This is a genomic window from Singulisphaera acidiphila DSM 18658 (genome assembly GCF_000242455.2).
Taxonomy (GTDB): Bacteria; Planctomycetota; Planctomycetia; order Isosphaerales; family Isosphaeraceae; genus Singulisphaera; species Singulisphaera acidiphila.
Window position 1 is genome coordinate 1,468,086 of record NC_019892.1, and the last position, 17,661, is coordinate 1,485,746.

The window sequence follows — 17,661 nt, forward strand, 5'->3', positions numbered from 1 at the left end:
TATCGGAAGTGGTCGCTCTGGGGAGTCATGCGCCGTGGATATGGAGCTGAAGAAGACTGCGAAGAGTGTGATTGATCGAATCGTTCATCTTCGAGACTCTCTTTGACTTGGGCGACAAGCAGTCCCGCCGCGAAGCGCTCGAGGAGGAGATGGCGAGCTCCTCATTCTGGAATGACCAAGAGAAAGCCAAAGGGGTCATTCTCGAGCTGCAGACCCTCAATGCCGTCCTGAAGCCGTTCGAGGAACTCGGCCGCGAGTCCGACGACCTTGAGGCCTTGATTGAACTGGCTGAAGAGGATGGGGGCGACGACTTCGACGAAGAAATTCGAAGTGGCGCCAAGAAGGCCCTCCTCGACTTCGAGAACTTCGAGCTCCGTTCGATGCTCTCGGGGCCCAACGACCACTGCAATGCCTTCGTCACGATCCATGCCGGGGCCGGTGGCACCGAGGCGTGCGACTGGGCCGAGATGATTCTGCGCATGTACCTTATGTGGGCGGAATCGAAGAAATTCTCGGCGCAGATCACTGACCGTGAAGATGGTGGCGCGGCTGGTATCCAGGTGGCGACGATCCACATCAAAGGTGAGTACGCCTACGGTTACCTCAAGTGCGAGACCGGGGTCCATCGTCTCGTCCGGATCAGTCCTTACGATTCGGCCGGTCGTCGGCAGACCTCATTCGCCTCGGTCGACATCCTGCCGGAAGTCGACGACACGATCGACATCGTCCTTCGCGACGATGAGCTGAAGCGCGACGTGTTTCGCTCGGGTGGGCCTGGTGGTCAGCACCAGAACAAGACCGAGTCGGGCGTGCGTTACACGCACCTGCCGACGGGGGTCGCCGCCGAGTCGCGAAGTGAGCGGTCGCAGCACAAGAACGACGCCAACGCTCTGGCTCAGCTCAAGGCCAAGCTCGTTCGCTTGGAAGAGGAGAAGCGCGAGGCCGATTTCGCCAAGAAGTACGACGAGAAGGGGGAAATCAGCTTCGGCAGCCAGATCCGCTCCTATGTCTTGCAGCCCTACCAGCTCGTCAAGGACTTGCGGACCAGCCACGAGGTTGGCAACCCGCGCTCCGTCCTGGACGGTAACATTGATGGCTTCATCGAGGCTTACCTCAGGATGAAGCTTGCCAAGGGTGAGGCGAAGCCGTCGTGAGTGGCGATTCGCTTCCGTCCGTGGCTCAGACCGGACTGACCTACGTCGAAACCGAGGACCGGCGAACGATCGCCGCCCTCGGTTTTCGATTGTCTTTCTTCCGGGTTGGCGAGCGCTGGTCGCATGCACTTGCGGTCGGCCCTGAGAGCCGGTCTCCCTTGACGGAGACGTTGGCCGAGGTTGTCGAGGGGGACCCCGACCGCGACGATCGAACGCGGGTGGTCAGCCCGGCCTATCAGGAGGTGCAAGAGCACGCGGTGCCTGATGGCATCTGTCTGCTTTTGACTGGTCAATCAACCCCCCATCATTTTTCGGCGGTCGTGACCGCGCGGCTCGATGCGGAAGGGGTCACGATCGAGTTTGACGTCGCCGATCGTTGCCGGGAACCGGTCGTCACCCTGGGGGCGATGTACCTCGTCCGGCTCGGCTCAAGCGACCTGATTGATGCTGGGACCGGGCGAATCGCCTGGGAAGGGGACGCCCTCGGCGCGGGGCGCCTCGAGTTCGCAGCCGACGATCCCGCGTCCGTCTCGCTGTCCGAGGCCGGCCGGCGCGCTTCTCGCGTTCAGGCTCTGGCTCGGATTGTTCCGACGGAGCGCACCCAGAGGTTGCTCTATCGCTGGAGATGGTCGCCCGCGGCGCCTGGCTGACTCATCGCTTATTGCTCGGTTTTCAGGAGGCCAGGAAAGTCATATTAGTATTTTTCAGCCCCGAAGGGGCGACCGTTCCTAGCCAGGGGCGCAAGCCCCTGGGAACGAGTCAAACACCAACCCCAAGGTTCTTCGCAGCCTCGAAGGGGCGACCGTCCATTGCGAGAGGCTCGCTCTGACGGTCGCCCCTTCGGGGCTGCGAAGAACCCGCCGATCTGAAGCGTCTTCGCGAACATTCCTTCTCTGCCTCTCAGTAGCCGACGCGATCAAATGTCGTCCGTCGCCTTGGAGCCGTCGCATGGACATCCTCAAGAATCAAGATCCGGAAGTCTTTGACTCGATTCTCTCCGAAGAACGCCGCCAGCGCGACGAGCTCGAGCTGATCGCTTCGGAGAACTACACGAGTGCCGCGGTGATGGAAGCTGTGGGCTCGGTCCTTACGAACAAATATGCCGAAGGGCTGCCGGGTCGTCGTTACTACGGCGGCTGCCAGTACGTCGACCAGGTCGAGCGGCTCGCGATCGACCGAGTCAAGTCGCTCTTCGGCTCAGAGCACGCCAACGTCCAGCCTCACTCCGGCGCCTCGGCCAACCAGGCGGTCTACTACGCTTCGCTCGAGATCGGCGACTCCGTTCTCGCGATGGATCTGGCCCAGGGGGGGCACCTCACGCACGGTATGAAGCTCAACTTCTCCGGGCGGTGGTATCCGACGATCGGCTACGGGGTCGATCCCAAGACCGAGCGAATCGACTACGACCGGCTCGCGTCTTTGGCTCGCGAGCACAAGCCGAAGCTCATCCTGGCCGGCGCCAGCGCCTATCCTCGGATCATCGAGTTCGAGCGGATCGCCGAGGTGGCCCGCGAGATCGGGGCGACCTTCTTCGTGGACATGGCCCACATCGCCGGTCTGGTGGCGGCCGGCCTGCACCCGAATCCCGTGCCCGTGGCCGACTTCGTGACGACGACCACCCACAAGACTCTGCGCGGGCCGCGCGGAGGGGTTGTGCTTTGCAAGGAGGAACGGGCGAAGAAGCTTGACTCGGCCGTTTTCCCCGGCTTGCAAGGGGGGCCGCTCATGCACGTGATCGCGGGCAAGGCGGTCTGCTTCGGCGAAGCGCTCAAACCCGAGTTCAAGACGTACGCCGCCCAGGTGATCGCCAACGCCAATACCTTGGCCGAAGAATTGACCCGCGCGGGGTTCCGGCTCGTCTCGGGAGGCACGGATAATCACTTGATCTTGATCGACATGACCTCGAAGGGTCTGACGGGCAAGATTGGTGAGGCTGCACTCGGTCGCGCGGGGATCACGGTCAACAAGAACCTGATCCCGTTCGACAAGCGCAAGCCGATGGACCCGAGCGGTGTCCGGGTGGGGACCCCTGCCCTCACCACCCGTGGGATGCGCGAGGATGCGATCCGCCAGGTTGCCGCCTGGATCATCACTGTTCTGGCTGCCCCCGACGATGAGGCGGTCGCCAAGCGCGTGAGCGGTGAGATCGAGGAGTTCGCCCGCGACTATCCGGTTCCGGCCGCTGCTCTAGGGCGCTGAGTCGCGAAGCGTGACCTGAGGATCGGAGGAGGAGGGACGCACCCGGTAGACGGCGTAGCGTCCCTCGACGTGCAACAGTTCCAACGGCCCGTCACTTGCCATCGTCGCCCGGCCCGAAGGGGCCGCGGCCACGATGTGCGAGGCCCCCTGGCGGGTCGCGAGCCGGGCCCGTTCGGCGTCGCCCATCTCCTGATAGCGGCGCTCGAGGCCGTGGCGATCCGTCAGATAGGCACGCACGAACTTCGAGTCCGGTCCGTCGAAGCCGACGTGGTCGCGGAATCGGGCCGACCAATCGGCAAGTCCCTCCGCATGATATGGGCTGGCGGCTCGGTTGAAGGCCAGGCTGCGCAGCGACCAGAGCCGGAACGTCTTGGGACCGGGCGGTCCGATGAACCGAGCCGAGCGCGGGGTGTGATCACGGCACCAGACCGCCAGCCGCTCGACGTCATCCACCGGCACGGCCGCGAATCGGCAACGGTCCACGAGGGACGTCGCCCAGGCCTGACCGCGCATCGCTTCCCCGGTCGCGCCCAGGGCAAGGAGCGGCACGGCCCACGAGCCCGCGAGTGCCCAGACGATCCGCCGCCGATTCCAGGCCAGCGAGCGGCCCCGGAAGACGAGTGTCAGCACCGTCAAGGCGGTGAGGGCCGCGAACAGCGGCAAGTGCCCGGATTCCGTGTCGTGCCGCGAGAGAAAGATCAGTCCCCAACCCAACCCGGCCCCGGCGAGAGCGAGGCGAACTGCCGGTCGAATCGGCGATCGCTCGAGGGCCGCGCAGGCGACTTCCACGAGCGTGGCGACGACGAACGCCCAGTCCCCCGCCAGGCCCACCGTCAAGAGGGTCGCCCGACTGCGATCGGCCCAAGTCCCTCGTCGCCAGAGTTCCAGCAGATGTCCGGAAAGCGCAACGAGCGCCAGTCCTCGAAAGACGGTCGCCATCCGGAACGGCTGGAAGAGCGTGGCGCGTAAGTCTTGGAACCCTTCCACCGCCACCCAGGCGAGCGCCAGCCCAAGCAGGTTGATCCCCAGCAAAATGGCCAGTCGGAATCGAGCCGCCGGCGCACTCGTTGTCGTTTGGTTTGTACCTTCTGGCCGTCGCGATTGCAGGAATGCCAAAAGGGCCAAAACGATGTAACAGCTCCAGGCGAGCCACTGCGGGGTCCGCCAGAGATGAGGAAGCATGTGCTGGGGGCCCTGAAGCTCAACGCTCAAGAGGCGGAAGTCCTCGGTCGGCAACCCGGCGAAGAGTTTCGAGCCTTGCCCCAGATTCATCAGGAGGCCGGGCCCAACCGCCAACCCGAGCGCAGCCAGCCCACGCAATGCCACCCCCTTTGATACGCACGCCCTGGTCGAGCAGAATGCCCAACCCACCCATCCTGCTCCAAGCAACATGGCGAGTTGCAGGCCGACGGAGGGATGGATCAACATGGCCAGGCCGAGAAGCGGCGCGGCGGTTCGCCAGCCTCGTCCTGGGTCTTCGACCGCTACTGCCAGCGCAAGCCAGCCGAGGGCGAATCCGATCAGGCGGTCGAGGAGCATCGCTTCGAACAGGTGGTTCGTGCCGACGTTCCCCGCCTTGGCGATCAGAACCAAGACGACCGCCACGATTCCCACGTTGGGCCCTGACTCGGGCCAGACCGCACGTGCGAGCCGATCGAGCCCCAGGCAGGTCAGTGCGAACGTGAGGGCGAACAGGGCGGCCAGGCCGGTCGACAGGCCGAGCGGGCGACTCGCAAGGTTGAGCAGGGTGAGGTAGCCGCGATGGGGGTTGAATGTGTCGAAGGCACGCACGAACGGGTCGTCGGTGAACACCCCTGCATCTTGCTGGTGAAGGAGCAAGGGGAGCCGATACGCCTGATCGCCGTCCCGGCTGTGATAACCCCGCAAGGTCAAGAAGAGGCCGAAGATGAGGATGTAGGCGAGCCATCGTGGGAGGCCCGGCGAATCATTCTTGAGTTCCAGCATGCGCGGCGTCTCTCCCCCGCCCGCCCGGTTGGTCGGACCGACGGTCGGGGGGGAGTGTGCCGGAGCCTGCTCGTTCGGTCAACGCCAGTTCGTTAGTGAGGGCGTTCGGCCTTGAGCAGTTCTTGCCGGATCGTCTCGATTGCGTCGGCGACTTCGGCATCGAGGCGGGACGGGTCAAGGTCGGCCTGATCCGGAGTGCTCAGTTGAAGCTGAGGGGTTCGGCTCGCTGTGCGAACCGGCGGGGTCGCTTCCTGGGGCAGTTCCGTTTCTTCCGAATGGTTCAGGCCCATCCGCTGCACGTGCCTCACGAAGTGTTGAACCGGTGGGGCCGCCCAGATGCGCGGGACCGGATGATACTGCGCGTTCAAGGCCATCGAGCGCGACGTCTCCACCTGCTGCTGGGCCCAGGGGACCGACTTGAGGTGAGCGACCGCGTACTTCTCGACCCCGGCGACCAGGAACGTGGCGATGACCAGGGCCTTGGCAATGCCAAGCAAAGAGCCGGCGAACTGGTCGCCTCGGCGGGGTTCATCCATGCCGTAAGGCTGGCGTCGATAAAGCTTCACGGCCAGCGTGGCCAGTCCGACCAGGATCAGATACGAAGCCACGGCCGCCGACCACCAGAGCATCCGATCGATGAGTTCCGGCCGAATCGTGGGCAGATGGCCGATCACTCGGGGCTTGATTTGATCGCGAACCGGGTCGGCCGCGTAAACGCAGAGGACCAACCCCGCCAGGCGGATCGCCTGAAGGAGGAAGCCCTTGAGCCAGCCTCGGATGGCCATGACCAGCACGAGCCCTCCCAGAGCCAGATCCAATCCCATGATGTCTCACCTCACTCGGTTGCGCCGTCAGGTTGCCTTCTCATGAATTCGTCGGCCGACCCCGATTCTTGACCGGAATCAGCATGACGTATCATTTTCATCGGCTCCGGCGCAGTCCGACCTTCAATCATTCGTGCGGATTCCGTCCGCGTCAAATCCTTCCCTGGTTTTCCTGAACAAAAGGGCATGTCGTCCGTGCCCCCTTTTCACTTGAGCGAAAGAGAAGCAAAAGTTGGGCCCTTCGCCGCAATCGCCATGCATCCGGCAATACGAGTACGGCTGGGCCGAAGGTTGAGTTTTATGGCTCAACCTTCGGCGTTAACGAATGAACCATTGGTGGGGTCGAAAAAATGAGCTTAACGCTGAGGTTCGGCCTCGGTCTGTTGATTCTGTTCCATGAATCGTTCGAGCACGCTCAGAGGGACGGAACCGAGCGAGAGGAGCCGATCGTGGAACGCGCGGATGTCGAACTTGGTACCTAACCTGCGTTCGGCCTGGGCCCGAATCTCGCGGATTTTGAGCTCGCCAATCTTGTAAGCGAGTGCCTGGCCGGGCCAGGCGATATAGCGGTCGACCTCGCTCACGATTTCGATCCGAGGGACGGCCGTATTCTCCTCGAGGTAGGCGATCGCCTGATCGCGGCTCCAGCGCTTTTGGTGCAGGCCGGTGTCGACGACCAGTCGGCCCGCCCGCCAGGCGCTGTACTCGAGTTGGCCGAATTCGGCATAGGGGTCGGTGTAGAGGCCAACTTCGCGGGGGAGGCCCTCGCTGTAGAGGCCCCACCCTTCAGAAAAGGCGGGGACGTAGCCGAACTTGCGGAACGCAGGCCGGCCGGGGACTTCCATCGCCAGGCTGAATTGGAGGTGGTGGCCGGGCACCCCCTCGTGGTAGGCGAGTGCCTGCATCGTGTACGTCGTCCGGCTGGTCGGGTCTGAGGTGTTGACGTAGAAGTAGCCGGGGCGTGAGCCGTCCTCGGGAGCGGGGTAATAATATCCGGCGGCGGCAGCTTTGGCCCGGTAGGCCTCGATCGGGCGGATCCCGTAATCGGTGCGCGGAAGGTGGCCGAACAGGTCGGGCAACTTGGCGTCAATCGCCTCGAAGATCGCCCGGTAGCGGCCGAGGATCTCTGCTTCGCTCTGGTTCTTGAGTTTCGGGTCGTCCTTGAGTTTCTGGAAGAACGCCTTCAAATCACCCGTGAACCCCACCTTCTTGCGGATCGCCTCCATCGCCTCTCGGATCCTCGCCATCTCGGTGAGCCCGACCTCGTGGATCTGCTCGGGGGAGAGCGTCGTCGTGGTGAACGACCGGGCGCGGAAGGCGTAGTGGACATCACCCTCAGGCGAATCCCAGAGTCCGACGCTCTCGCGGCAGGCGGGAAGATAGTCCGTCTCCACGAAGGCCGCAAGCTTGGCGTAGGCGGGGGAGACCTTGTCGGCGATCGCTTGGCGGACCGCAACCGTTGCGTGGTCGCGGTCGGCCTCCGACCAATCCTTGAGCTTGGCGACGATCCCCCAGAGCGGGCTCTCCTCGGGGTTCTTGGGAGCGAGGTCGCGGAGTTGCGGGACGACCTTGGCCATTGTGATTCGCGGCGGCATCCGCTTCTCGGCCATCCCCTGGCGCATCAGGGCGATCGTCTGGTCCACGACGCGGGGAAAGGCGTGCAGCCGCCGCACATAATTCTCGAGGTCGCCGACCGTGGCACTCGGGTGGAAGTTGACGCTCTGCGCGAACTGGAGGTGAATCCCGTCCTGCTGGGTGATCGGGATCAGGCGATCGCGGAATCGTTCGCCTTCGATCCGGTCATCGAGCGTAAACCGAAGCACCTCGCGATCGATCCGCTCGTCGGCCGAGAGTGTTTCCGGGGCGATCTTCTCGAGTGCGTGCCGATGGTCGCGATCCCGCTTGACCCGCGCCTCATGAGCCGCGTCGGAGAGATCCGCCAGCCGATCATCATAGCGGTGGTCGCCGAGGAACGTGGCTTCAAGCGGACCCGCACGCAGCTCATCGTCCCAGTATTCCGCGAACAGTGCCTTGAGCTGCCGGCTCGGGTTGTCTGTCCCTTCACCGCCGATGAATCCGGCTTGGCTCGTGCCCACGCCCCAGGGGAAACCGACTACCGCCACGGTGAGGACCGACCATTTCCACAAGCGGCTCTGGTTCAGGAAACGGGTGCAGATCGTCATGTCAGATCTCGAAGTTGTAAGCCGCTGTTGAAACCTTCCGAGGTGATCGGCCGGCTTTTCTGTGCCTATGAACTCTAGCGAAAGGCACGTTCCGTTTCCACCTTGGGGAACTTGGCATGAGGAGTCGCTGATGTGAACTGCGTCGACGTCACTTGATGGCTGCGGGCGCGAGCCGATCGAGTTGACTCCGGACCTTCTCCAACAACTCGGATTCTTCGACCTTCGCGTCCATGAGTGCTGCGACGCTCCACTTTTCAATTTCGATCAGGTATTTGACAAGCAAGTAGGAGCGAGCATATCGAAATGCCGGCTCGTGACTCTCTTGGCCGGCGCGGATCAGGCGTATGGCCTCCGGGATCGGGAAAGTGGTGTCGCCCGCGACGTAGTCGCAATAGCCTTCTTTCTTCCAGGAGGGACATCGCATGCTGGCCCAGAGTCCGAGGCGGCCGTCGATCAGGGCGTGCGTTCGCTCGTGAGCGATGACTCCGCTCAGTGAACGACCGACGAGCCTTGGTGGGTCGCGAACGATCCGATCGGCATCGACATCAATTTCGCCCAGAAGAACCGTGTATTCGAAGAATCCACGGGTGATGCCGTATGCGCCGAGGTTTGTCGGGGCCAGGAGTGCCTTGCGCCACCAGCTTTTACAGAGATAAATTCGATGAATCATTGCGGGCTCGTTGATCGACGAGGTCCCGAGCTTGATCGTTGCGCGATCGAGGACTCGAGTCAGCCCCGGGTCGATCGGCGCATCCGAGGCTACGCGAAAGTTCCCGTGGGTCATCTGCCTGGCGAAGAGGAGGTCGGGAAAGGCCAGGATGCCAAGATAACCACATGCAAGGCCCACCACGAGGGCTCGAAAACGCCGCCTCTGCAGCCGAACGCCCAGCCTCCTTGCCAGACTTGGTGGCCGCGATCCCTGGAGTTCGTCCATTGCGCTGCTCGTCCTTCGAGGATGACACCATCGGTTTGTGAGGATCGGTCGCATCGATCGTTCTCGCGAATCATCGTCTTCCGCGTGACGGGGAGCGTCAAGTAGTGAGGCCGCCGAGGCTGTGGTGGAGTGCGACGGACACTCTCAAAAAGGAGTGGGGGATTCGCTGGACCGGGCCGTGCCGGTTTCCCCGGTCAGCGGTTCGTGGTCGCGTGGGATGATCGGTGGGTTGAGGAAATGGCGTTCGACCCCCCAGAAAAAGAGCCAGCCCACGGCGACCGAGGCGGCGGAAACGGCCGGGATCATCACCAGACCGCGCGCCCAGAAGCTGGTCAAGCCCTGCTCGTAGAGCCAGAGGTTGCCGACCGTGCAGACGGGTAAATGGACCAGGTAGATGCTGTAGCATCGTCGGCCGCACGCGCGTAAGGGGCGGAGCCAACCGAGCGCATCCGCGCGCTCGTCCCAACGACGGAGTCCGATCAAGGCGAGGCCGAAGAGGCCGGTGGCCGCGGTCGAGTAAGGGACGGGGGTTGAGAATCCACCGAAGGCACCGGCGACGGTGAGGAGGACGAGCGCGAGCTCGACGGTACGCTTTGCCTGGAATGAGCCTGGGACGTTGAGCCGCCAGTAGACGGCCAGGCCGACCGCGAACTCGTGCCAGAGCGTTGGGAACGCCCCTTCGATCTCGGACATCCGGCCGATGTCGGCCGCCACTACACGAAGCAGGACTGCGCCGACCGTGACCCCGGCCAAGGCGCCGTAGAGTCGCCTGGGGGCGATCAGGAGCGTGAGGAAGCAGACGAAATAGAACTGCTCTTCGTAGCAGAGCGACCAGGCGACCCGGGTGAAGACGTTGCGAGCGGGGGGCCGCCAGACCAAGGGACGCCACTCCTCGGTGAGGGTCAGGTTGCCGACCCACTGAGTTGCATCCAGAGTCCAGGGTGAGTCGAGCTGGAGGGCGTGCGTTCCGTTGCCATGAGTGAGACGTTGGAGGCCGAGCGCATTCAGGCCGCCGATCACGGCAACGAACCAGAGAAGGGCTGCCCAGTATGGGGGGTAGATCCGCCAGATCCGCCGGCCCAGAAAGGCAAGTGACCCCAACCCTCGCCGGCGCGTTGCGTCGACGCTCGCCCCGATGCAGTAGCCGCTGATGACGAAGAAAAGGGGGACCCCCAGGTTCATCCGCCAGAGCAACGAGGCCGATGCCCACTTCAGCCAACTCTCCCACCCCCCTGCCCGGCTCCCGGTCTCAAAGATCAGAGCGAAGCCTGTATGATGGAGGACGACCATCAGGCAGGCGAGGCCTCGCCAAACATCGAGCAGGTGATACCTTGGGCTCCGTTCCAGAGGGGGAATCATCGGGTTCCTTCATTGCGCATTCGACAATAATCCCGGAATGCAGGCGGGACAGGCCGCCTTTCATTATCGCGTGAGGGTACGATCCGGCAAGCAGGGCGCGGATCCCCCCTCATTGACTTGGCGGGGCACGCCGTCAATCATGGACCCGCACCGTTCTCTCCACCTTTGCGGAGGAGCGTTGCTCGTGAGAGCACCCCTTGATCCCTTGTGTCCGCTGAAACCGTTCCAATACCCTGGACCAGCGATCGCGGCTCTCTCTTCACTTGCTTCTGCCTGGATTTCGATGGGGTGCCCTGGAGTTCTTCTTCGATGATCCGATACCGACCGGTTGTCTTGGCGTCGCTCGTCCTCTTGGCCGCTCCCGCGTTGTCGACTCGGGGGGATGACTTCGACCGGATCGAGGGGAAAGTGCTCGCGGCGATCCCCACCAGTCAGGACGCGAAAGAGCAAGCGAGCCTGACGATCGGTGAGATCGACGCCCTTCCCAGCGCGCTCCGTGACGCGCGGTCAACTTTGCTGATCGCTCGGACCGGTCAGGGCAATCTCGCCCGCCTGCTCGTGTCGCCCGCGCTTCGCAAGCCGGCCACCGGCTCGGGGCCGCCGATCTCGGTGCTGACGCTCGAACGGTTTGACACGTTTGAATCGGGGAACCTTTCCACACGATTGGCACGCGGCAAGGAGATTCTCCTGTTCGTCGGGTTCGACTTCGACCTCGACAGCGGTCAGGTCGTCCCTGAGGGGCAAGGCGGAGACCTGCGGTTCGAGGCTGTGGGCCAAGGAAAAGAAGGCCCGCGCCTCGTTACGATTGGTGAGGCCAAGCTCTATTCCTTGAACAAACCGGTCGCCCTCGCCGCCGTCGATCGCACCCGGCCCTCGCTCGGCCGAAACGTGCTCACGAGTGACTTTGCGGGTCGATTCCGCCTGTTCGCCAACGGCCAGTGGTCGGGGTTGCTCGACCTCAAGGTCGATCCGGCGGGTCTCGTCTCGGGGCAGTTCCGCTCGGATCTGAACGGGACGTCTTACCCGGTCAACGGCCAGGTTGCGGCTGACGTCCCGCACAAGGTCAGTTTCACGATCACGTATCCACGCACCCGGCAAGACTTCGAGGGCCTTCTCTGGACCGAGGGTAAAGGGGCGATCGCCGGAAGTTTGACGATGCTCGATCGCGTCTTCGGCTTTTTCGCCGTTCGCGAAGGGGGAGCGTTCGCGCCGGAAGGGGAAGACATCGGCCCGCTCGCAAAGGGGGAGAGCAAGCCGGGGCGCAAGACCGTGACGGTTCACAAGGGCCAGTACACGCTTGACGGCAAGGCGCAGACGGACCAGGAACTCACCGACTCGCTGAAGCAGGCCGTCGCGGCCGATCCGGCCACCTGGATCCTGCTCCAGGTGCCTGCCGATGAGCCATTCTCGGCGTTACAAACCGCCTTTGAAGTCATTGGCGCGGCCGGGCTTTCGACAGTCCGCCTTGCCCCGGCCGACACGCAACCTTGAAAGACAACCAACCGGCAGATGGACCGAGACCGAGGAGGTCGATCGTGGCATCGTTTCCCTTTCCCAGAGTCCAGGCACTTCCCCAGGTCGATCGAGCCAGCCTGCAGGTCGATGGCGTCGAACGCGTTGGATTCGAGTTCGGCCAAGGGGGCCCGCGCCCCTTCATCTACCCGGTCATCGGCCCCTCCGGAGCGCACCTGACGCGGATGGGGCACCCGAACCCCGTCGGACACGAGCATCACCGCTCCGTCTGGTTTGGACACGAAAAGGTGGACGGAACGAATTTCTGGGGCGAGAGTACCCATTCCGATATCCAGGTGCGTCACAAACAGGTTCTTATCTATCAGGATGGACCCGACTGGGCTGGGCTCGTGGCGGATTCCGACTGGTGGGCTCACGGGCACACGGTGATGCGGCAGCGCCTGACGCTCGTGCTCGAGCCGAACGCCGACGGTGGCTTCGCGCTCGACCTTCAATCGCGGTTCGAGTCGGTTGGGATCCCTGTCCCGCTCGACAAGACCAACTTCGGTTTCCTCGGTGTGCGGGTGGCGAAGACGATTTCGGAGCAGTTCGGCGGCGGCCGGCTGACTGCCGCCGATGGTTCAACGGGCGAACCCGCGATCTTCGGCAAGGCGCACCGCTGGGTCGACTACTCCGGCCCCTCCGCCCCCGACAAGGTCGAGGGAATCTGCTACATGGATCATCCCGATAACCCGCGATATCCCACCCACTGGCACGTTCGGCAGGACGGCTGGATGGAGGCTGCGTTCAACCTGGCCGAGCCTTATGGACTGGCCACCGACCATCCCCTCGACCTTCGCTACCGCCTACTCGTCCATGCCGGCCCCGCCGACCGCAGGGCCCTCGACCAGGCCTGGAACTCGTTCGCGAAGTCGCCGGCCTATTCCGTCGCTCCCCCGCAAAAGGGAGGGATCGCGACTCTTCAGCGCGTGGCCTTGCCCGGCTGAGTTTGGCTTATGCCCGAATATGAGGGATTGACCTGGCCAAGAATAATGGACGTGGCCCACCAGGTTCTGGCCTTCGGGGGGCGAATCAGATGGCGCCCCCATTGTTTGGTCGGCTTCCCACCGTTGGGAAGGTCAGCGAGGCGCTGGCTGAGGAACGGGAGGCCCTTGGATTTCAGCCATCGCTTTCGCGTGGTCCTTGCCTCCGGCGAGCCGTGCCTTGCGATAGGCTGTGGCAAACTTCTCGAACTGACGCGGGCGACTTCCGTTGTTCGTGGTCGGCCGCTTCAAGTGCAGCGCCCCGTCCATCAGATCCAGGGGTGAAACGGTCCCTTTCGCCAGCCGAATCGCCGCGCAGGTCTTGATTGTCAGGTCGACGATTCTCGGGGCATCTTCGAGATATTTACCGGTCAACTGGGACAAGGCCACGGCCGACCGAGCGACCAAGGGGTCGGTCTCAGGGAGCGGTCGCCCCGCCTCCATCATGGCGATCCGATGCGCGGGCATGACCCGGAGCACGGGCCCGAATTCACCCTGTTCCGGAGCGACGAACTCCGTGGGAGGTACGACGAAAGGGAGCGGTGGCGGAGTCGTGGGGGCCGGTGTGGCGGAAGGAAGCGGTGCCGGCGCCGGGGCGAAGTCGACCGGTGGCGGCTCGGCTGGTGGTGGGCTCGGTTCCACGGTCGGGGGCATTTCGGGCTCGGCGGGGGCCTGCGCAACGGCAGGGGTCAGAATCGAAAATGGGAGCCACTCCCCCACTCCGGCGGAGGCCGCCACGGCGACAAGCGAGGCCATCAAGGTTACACGTCTCATAAGTGATTTGCCTCTTCTTCTGATCTCGCTGCCGCGTTCGCTCCGTGCCCCTTGACGTCGTTCAAACACTGGAAAAATCCACGAAATCAGGGGACTGGGAAGCGCGTTGGCAAAGACATGGTCACGTGGGGTGATCGCCGGGTTCTTGAATCCTCTTTCCTCGTCTCCAAGCTTATCACCGAATCGCGACGTCGACCAACGAAGTGACGCTCAGGTCGAGGTTACTCCTTTGGAGGCACTCAAGGATGGTCTGTGCCGCGTCTTTACATCGCGACGAACGACTGTACGATGAATTGCCTCTGACATTCGTCGGTGGGCATCGATGGCTGGGGCGAGCCTGGTGGCAGAGCAACGGAGCACGATCATGGACCTGGGCCCCATTCTCCGTTTTGAATTGAGACGGACGGCGCGGCAAGGTCGCCTCTACCTGTTCAGGGGGGCGATCGGCCTGTTCTTGATGGGGATGATGACCGCAATGGTGTCAGACTGGCGGCACGCTTCAGCGGGGGGATGGCAGACACTGCAGGCCTTGCGCTCGCTGACGGAGTTGCTTTTTCTCGAGCTCACATTGGTGCAAGGGATTGCGATTGCTGTCCTGGTGCCCGGCTTGGTCGCGGGGTCGATCGCCGAGGAAGATCGGCGTGGGACGATGACGGACTTACTGGCCAGCCCGCTGTCGAGCGGGTCGATCGTGCTGGGAAAACTGGTGGTGCAACTCGCGCGCACCGGAATGGCCTGGGGCGTTGGCCTCCCCTTTGTGTTGCCGTTTGTCTTGTTCGGGGCTCTCGACTTCAGCTTCGTCTCCAGCGCGTACATCATGCTTGTCGCGTGGACCCTGTTTGTGGCGTCGCTATCGCTCGTCGTGTCGGTTGTCAACCCGCGACCGCGTCTGGCAATCTTGATGGCCTATGTCCTCGTGGTCGGCTGGCTCCTTGGACCGATTGGGTACGCGTCGCTCGCCGTTCAACTCCCTTGGCCATTGGCCTGGCTCCAGACTGTAAGCGGCTGGATTCTCCAGGGGCATCCCGCTAACCAGGAGTGGTTGTTCACGATCATTACGATGAGGCCGTTCGCGGGGCCGTACGTGGAGCCTGCGGGCTCGGCCTGGCTCAAGTCTGAGTTGGCGCGAGGCCTTCCTGGTTTCGTGAGCATCCAGTTGACCTTCTCGGCGATCTTCGTATTGCTGGCTTTGCTTCTCCTCCGTCCCTTACGGTTGGGCGTCTGGCTGCGGACCGCCCGGGTTGGGGAACCGAACTCGAAGCACCGGCCGCCGATCGGCGACGATCCGATCCTCTGGAAGGAGTGGTATACAACCTCCGGGCCTCTCGACCGTCCCGTGGTCCGTGGGGCAATCCTCCTCGTCTGTATGGTTTTACTCGCTCCGCTGCTCGGGACGGTCCGAAGCGCCTTCTTGGAGTGGCACGAGTCGTGGTGGGATGCTTTGGCATGGTGGTGGAAGCGAAATGCACTGAACGAATCGCTCCGCCATGTTCACTCCACTCTCTATTTCCTGGGATTGGTGTGTGGAGCCGCCATCGCCGCGACCAGCGTGACCGGTGAGCGAGAGCGAGGGACGTGGGTCAGCCTGACGACCACTCTCGTGACCGGGCGCGAAGTGGCTCGAGCCAAGGTGATCGGATCCCTGGTCGCGGTGCGTGGACTTGCGATTCCGTTTCTCCTCGTCTGGATTGTCGGCCTGATGACCGGTTCCGTCCATCCCATCGGTGCTGTCTCGGCGGCGATCGGAATCGTCGTCTATCTTTGGTATGCAGCAGCGATTGGGGTCTTTGTTTCCATGATGTCAAAGACGTCGGAACGGGCGATCGGGGCCACGCTTGTGGTCTTGCTCGTCAGCAATGCGCTCCCCTTGCTCTTCGTCCCCTTGAGCCTCATCGGGTCGATCACGGGGGCCTGGTCGAGCGTCTACCTTGCCGGCTTGACCCCGTTCATGGAATGGGCTTCACTCCTATCGCCCATGGATATCCAACAGTGGCACACCGGTCAGGTCTGGGGGCAGATCTTCTGTCTTCCGGCGGGAATCTGGCGGCGCTCGGTGGTTCTTGAACCCGGCCTTGCCTGGACCTTTGCGATCAGCCTTGCTGTCCACGCCACCGGAGCGATTGCCGCGACAAGGTTCGCGGCCCGAGTGTTCGATGCGCGGCGCGGGCGATGCTGAGGCCCGGCCGAATCGGAGAACTCCGTGTCGGTCCTGAGGACGGCCGGGTACTGTGGACAGGCACTTGGGAGGTGGGTCGGCTTTTGTCCGGGGGGCGTGATGCTCGAGTTTCTCCAGGCGATGACCGGGATCTTCGTGGTGGTCTATGAAGGCCAGCATGCCTTGAAGTTCCATCTGGGACGTGCCATCGGCGTGGTTGGGCCTGGCGTCCACTTCAAGATTCCGATCCTCCAACGCTTTCAGGTTGTGGCCACCAAGGACACGACCCTCGACCTCGAGCCGCAAGTGATTCAACTGAGCGACGAACTCGTCTACGAGGTCGGCGCCAAGGTCGTCTACCAGATTGTCGATCTCCGCAAGGCCGTCATCGAGGTCGACAACCTTGTGGAGGGTCTCAAGAATCGGCTCGTCATCATCGTGCAAAACGTGGTCAAGGCCCAGGACAGGCACTCGATCCGTGACATGTCGCGGATGGTCGATGAGGTCAAGCAAGCGCTTGGCCCCGTCGAGCAGCAGTGGGGTGTGCAGGTTCACGAGTTTGGCTTTTCGACCTTCTCGCCGACGCCGGAAACCATGGAGATCACCCAGTTGCAGAAGCTTGCACACGAGAAACTCTCGCTCTATCGCCAGTTCCACGATGAGCAAGGGCTCAATCCCGAGGCGGCGGTCTCGCTGATTTCAGGCGCAGTCATGGCCTTGTCGGGACAAAGCGCGCGGCTGGCCGTGCCTTCACCTCTGGCCCCCGCTCAACCCACGGTTGCCGGAGAGAATCAAGACGTGTCGACCCACAACTCGGGCAATGATCACGATGGATGACCTTCTCGATTGGCTGCTCAAGCTCGTTGAGGTGGTCTGGAAGGTCACCTGGAGGTTTGCCCAGAAGCGTCCTTGGGCCGTCGCGGTGGCGTTGTTCGGCCTGGCTCGCGCCTTTGGGATCATGATCCAGTCCGGCCAGCGCGGTGTCCTGTTCCGTTGGGGGCGAGCCGTCAAGGAACTCGAACCAGGCTTCCACTGGCTCGTTCCCTTGGTCCACGGGGTCAAAACAACCCCCGTACGGTCCATCACGCTCGACCTCCCGATACAGAAGGTGCTCACTGTCGATGGGCTGGTCTATGACGTCAGCGTGAATGTGGTCTATCACGTCGAGAATGCCACGAAGGCCCTCACGATGGTCGAACATGTCGCCATCGGCTGCCGGGACGCGGTTCCCATTCTTGTCACCGAAGTCCTCCGCGTTCGCGATCAGGCCCATCTGGCCGACCGCCTGACGCTGGACCGTGAACTGACCGAACGCGTACAGGCCTGGGTTGCCCGCTGGGGACTCGCGGTTGAGCAGGCCGGGTTCACATCCATTGCGCCGAACAAGGGTGTTTTGCGGACGACGCAGCTCAGCGAGAAGACCGTCGAACGCGCCCGAGTGTTGCGCTTGCTGATCGACGGGGGCCTCGATGTCGAGTCAGCGCTGGTCATGATCGGGACCGAACATCCGCCGATCGCCAAGTCGAGCCGATGCTACCAGGTTCGATCGCGCGGCAGGGTTGAGAAGCCGGCGCGTCGTCCGGCTGCCCTCCAGGGGTCATGATCAAGGGAACTCGGTC

At 63.2% G+C, this 17,661-nt stretch carries 14 protein-coding genes; 8 read left to right on the plus strand and 6 right to left on the minus strand.

Annotated features, from left to right (window positions below):
* Window positions 1–40: 40 nt before the first annotated feature.
* From prfB to glyA, 3 genes are all read left to right on the plus strand, one after another.
* Window positions 41–1,154 (plus strand): peptide chain release factor 2 gene (gene prfB / locus SINAC_RS05695; RefSeq protein ID WP_015244732.1). Its coding sequence is split into 2 segments (ribosomal slippage): window positions 41–103 and window positions 105–1,154, totalling 1,113 coding nucleotides; the frame shifts between segments, so codons are not numbered across the junction.
* Window positions 1,151–1,804 carry a hypothetical protein gene (locus tag SINAC_RS05700; protein ID WP_015244733.1) on the plus strand — a complete coding sequence of 218 codons (654 nt, stop codon included), beginning with the start codon at window positions 1,151–1,153 and terminating at the stop codon, window positions 1,802–1,804. The genes prfB and SINAC_RS05700 overlap by 4 nt, the downstream gene beginning before the upstream one ends.
* 298 nt (window positions 1,805–2,102) lie before the next feature.
* Window positions 2,103–3,353, plus strand: a complete 1,251-nt coding sequence (glyA, locus tag SINAC_RS05705; protein WP_015244734.1) for a serine hydroxymethyltransferase — start codon at window positions 2,103–2,105, stop codon at window positions 3,351–3,353.
* On the opposite strand, the gene SINAC_RS05710 is transcribed toward glyA, so the two are convergent.
* The 5 genes from SINAC_RS05710 to SINAC_RS05730 form a co-directional block, all read right to left on the minus strand.
* Window positions 3,342–5,318, minus strand: coding sequence for a DUF6798 domain-containing protein (locus SINAC_RS05710; protein ID WP_015244735.1), 1,977 nt, complete (start codon window positions 5,316–5,318; stop codon window positions 3,342–3,344). The two genes, glyA and SINAC_RS05710, sit on opposite strands and share 12 nt — an antisense overlap.
* A gap of 92 nt (window positions 5,319–5,410) precedes the next feature.
* On the minus strand, window positions 5,411–6,142 hold the full coding sequence (locus SINAC_RS05715; protein ID WP_015244736.1) for a CvpA family protein: 732 nt from the start codon (window positions 6,140–6,142) through the stop codon (window positions 5,411–5,413).
* A 356-nt stretch (window positions 6,143–6,498) separates the two neighbouring features.
* On the minus strand, window positions 6,499–8,325 hold the full coding sequence (locus SINAC_RS05720) for a DUF885 domain-containing protein (RefSeq protein ID WP_015244737.1): 1,827 nt from the start codon (window positions 8,323–8,325) through the stop codon (window positions 6,499–6,501).
* Window positions 8,326–8,473: 148 nt separating this feature from the next.
* Window positions 8,474–9,172 (minus strand): hypothetical protein, encoded by a 699-nt coding sequence (locus tag SINAC_RS05725; RefSeq protein ID WP_237722463.1) that lies wholly within the window; start codon window positions 9,170–9,172, stop codon window positions 8,474–8,476.
* Between the two features lie 231 nt (window positions 9,173–9,403).
* Entirely contained in the window at window positions 9,404–10,618 is a 1,215-nt protein-coding gene (locus SINAC_RS05730; protein WP_015244739.1) for an acyltransferase family protein, read from the minus strand.
* A 309-nt stretch (window positions 10,619–10,927) separates the two neighbouring features.
* Here SINAC_RS05730 and SINAC_RS05735 point away from each other — a divergent pair, with 309 nt between their 5' ends.
* On the plus strand, window positions 10,928–12,109 hold the full coding sequence (locus SINAC_RS05735; RefSeq protein ID WP_015244740.1) for an ExbD/TolR family protein: 1,182 nt from the start codon (window positions 10,928–10,930) through the stop codon (window positions 12,107–12,109).
* 44 nt (window positions 12,110–12,153) lie between these two features.
* Window positions 12,154–13,077, plus strand: a complete 924-nt coding sequence (locus SINAC_RS05740) for a DUF6807 domain-containing protein (RefSeq protein ID WP_015244741.1) — start codon at window positions 12,154–12,156, stop codon at window positions 13,075–13,077.
* Between the two features lie 132 nt (window positions 13,078–13,209).
* Here SINAC_RS05740 and SINAC_RS05745 read toward each other — a convergent pair whose 3' ends face one another.
* On the minus strand, window positions 13,210–13,887 hold the full coding sequence (locus tag SINAC_RS05745) for a hypothetical protein (protein WP_015244742.1): 678 nt from the start codon (window positions 13,885–13,887) through the stop codon (window positions 13,210–13,212).
* Between the two features lie 364 nt (window positions 13,888–14,251).
* Here SINAC_RS05745 and SINAC_RS05750 point away from each other — a divergent pair, with 364 nt between their 5' ends.
* The 3 genes from SINAC_RS05750 to SINAC_RS05760 all read left to right on the plus strand — a co-directional run bounded on the left by SINAC_RS05750 (window position 14,252) and on the right by SINAC_RS05760 (window position 17,645).
* Window positions 14,252–16,063: an ABC transporter permease gene (locus SINAC_RS05750; protein ID WP_020465835.1), complete on the plus strand. Its 1,812-nt coding sequence runs from the start codon at window positions 14,252–14,254 to the stop codon at window positions 16,061–16,063.
* Between the two features lie 99 nt (window positions 16,064–16,162).
* A complete protein-coding gene (locus SINAC_RS05755) occupies window positions 16,163–16,879 on the plus strand; it encodes an SPFH domain-containing protein (RefSeq protein ID WP_020465834.1) in 717 nt (238 codons plus the stop codon).
* The gene (locus SINAC_RS05760) at window positions 16,872–17,645 is read left to right on the plus strand and encodes an SPFH domain-containing protein (RefSeq protein ID WP_237722462.1); all 774 of its coding nucleotides are present in this window, start codon (window positions 16,872–16,874) and stop codon (window positions 17,643–17,645) included. Before SINAC_RS05755 ends, SINAC_RS05760 begins: the two co-directional genes overlap by 8 nt.
* Window positions 17,646–17,661: the final 16 nt, after the last annotated feature.

Excerpts from the sequence above, each read along its gene's own strand:
- glyA (WP_015244734.1), top strand. The coding sequence starts at position 2,103 with ATGGACATCCTCAAGAATCAAGATCCGGAAGTCTTTGACTCGATTCTC.
- SINAC_RS05710 (WP_015244735.1), bottom strand. The coding sequence starts at position 5,318 with ATGCTGGAACTCAAGAATGATTCGCCGGGCCTCCCACGATGGCTCGCC.
- SINAC_RS05715 (WP_015244736.1), bottom strand. The coding sequence starts at position 6,142 with ATGGGATTGGATCTGGCTCTGGGAGGGCTCGTGCTGGTCATGGCCATC.
- SINAC_RS05720 (WP_015244737.1), bottom strand. The coding sequence starts at position 8,325 with ATGACGATCTGCACCCGTTTCCTGAACCAGAGCCGCTTGTGGAAATGG.
- SINAC_RS05730 (WP_015244739.1), bottom strand. The coding sequence starts at position 10,618 with ATGATTCCCCCTCTGGAACGGAGCCCAAGGTATCACCTGCTCGATGTT.
- SINAC_RS05735 (WP_015244740.1), top strand. The coding sequence starts at position 10,928 with ATGATCCGATACCGACCGGTTGTCTTGGCGTCGCTCGTCCTCTTGGCC.
- SINAC_RS05745 (WP_015244742.1), bottom strand. The coding sequence starts at position 13,887 with ATGAGACGTGTAACCTTGATGGCCTCGCTTGTCGCCGTGGCGGCCTCC.
- SINAC_RS05750 (WP_020465835.1), top strand. The coding sequence starts at position 14,252 with ATGGACCTGGGCCCCATTCTCCGTTTTGAATTGAGACGGACGGCGCGG.
- SINAC_RS05755 (WP_020465834.1), top strand. The coding sequence starts at position 16,163 with ATGCTCGAGTTTCTCCAGGCGATGACCGGGATCTTCGTGGTGGTCTAT.
- SINAC_RS05760 (WP_237722462.1), top strand. The coding sequence starts at position 16,872 with ATGGATGACCTTCTCGATTGGCTGCTCAAGCTCGTTGAGGTGGTCTGG.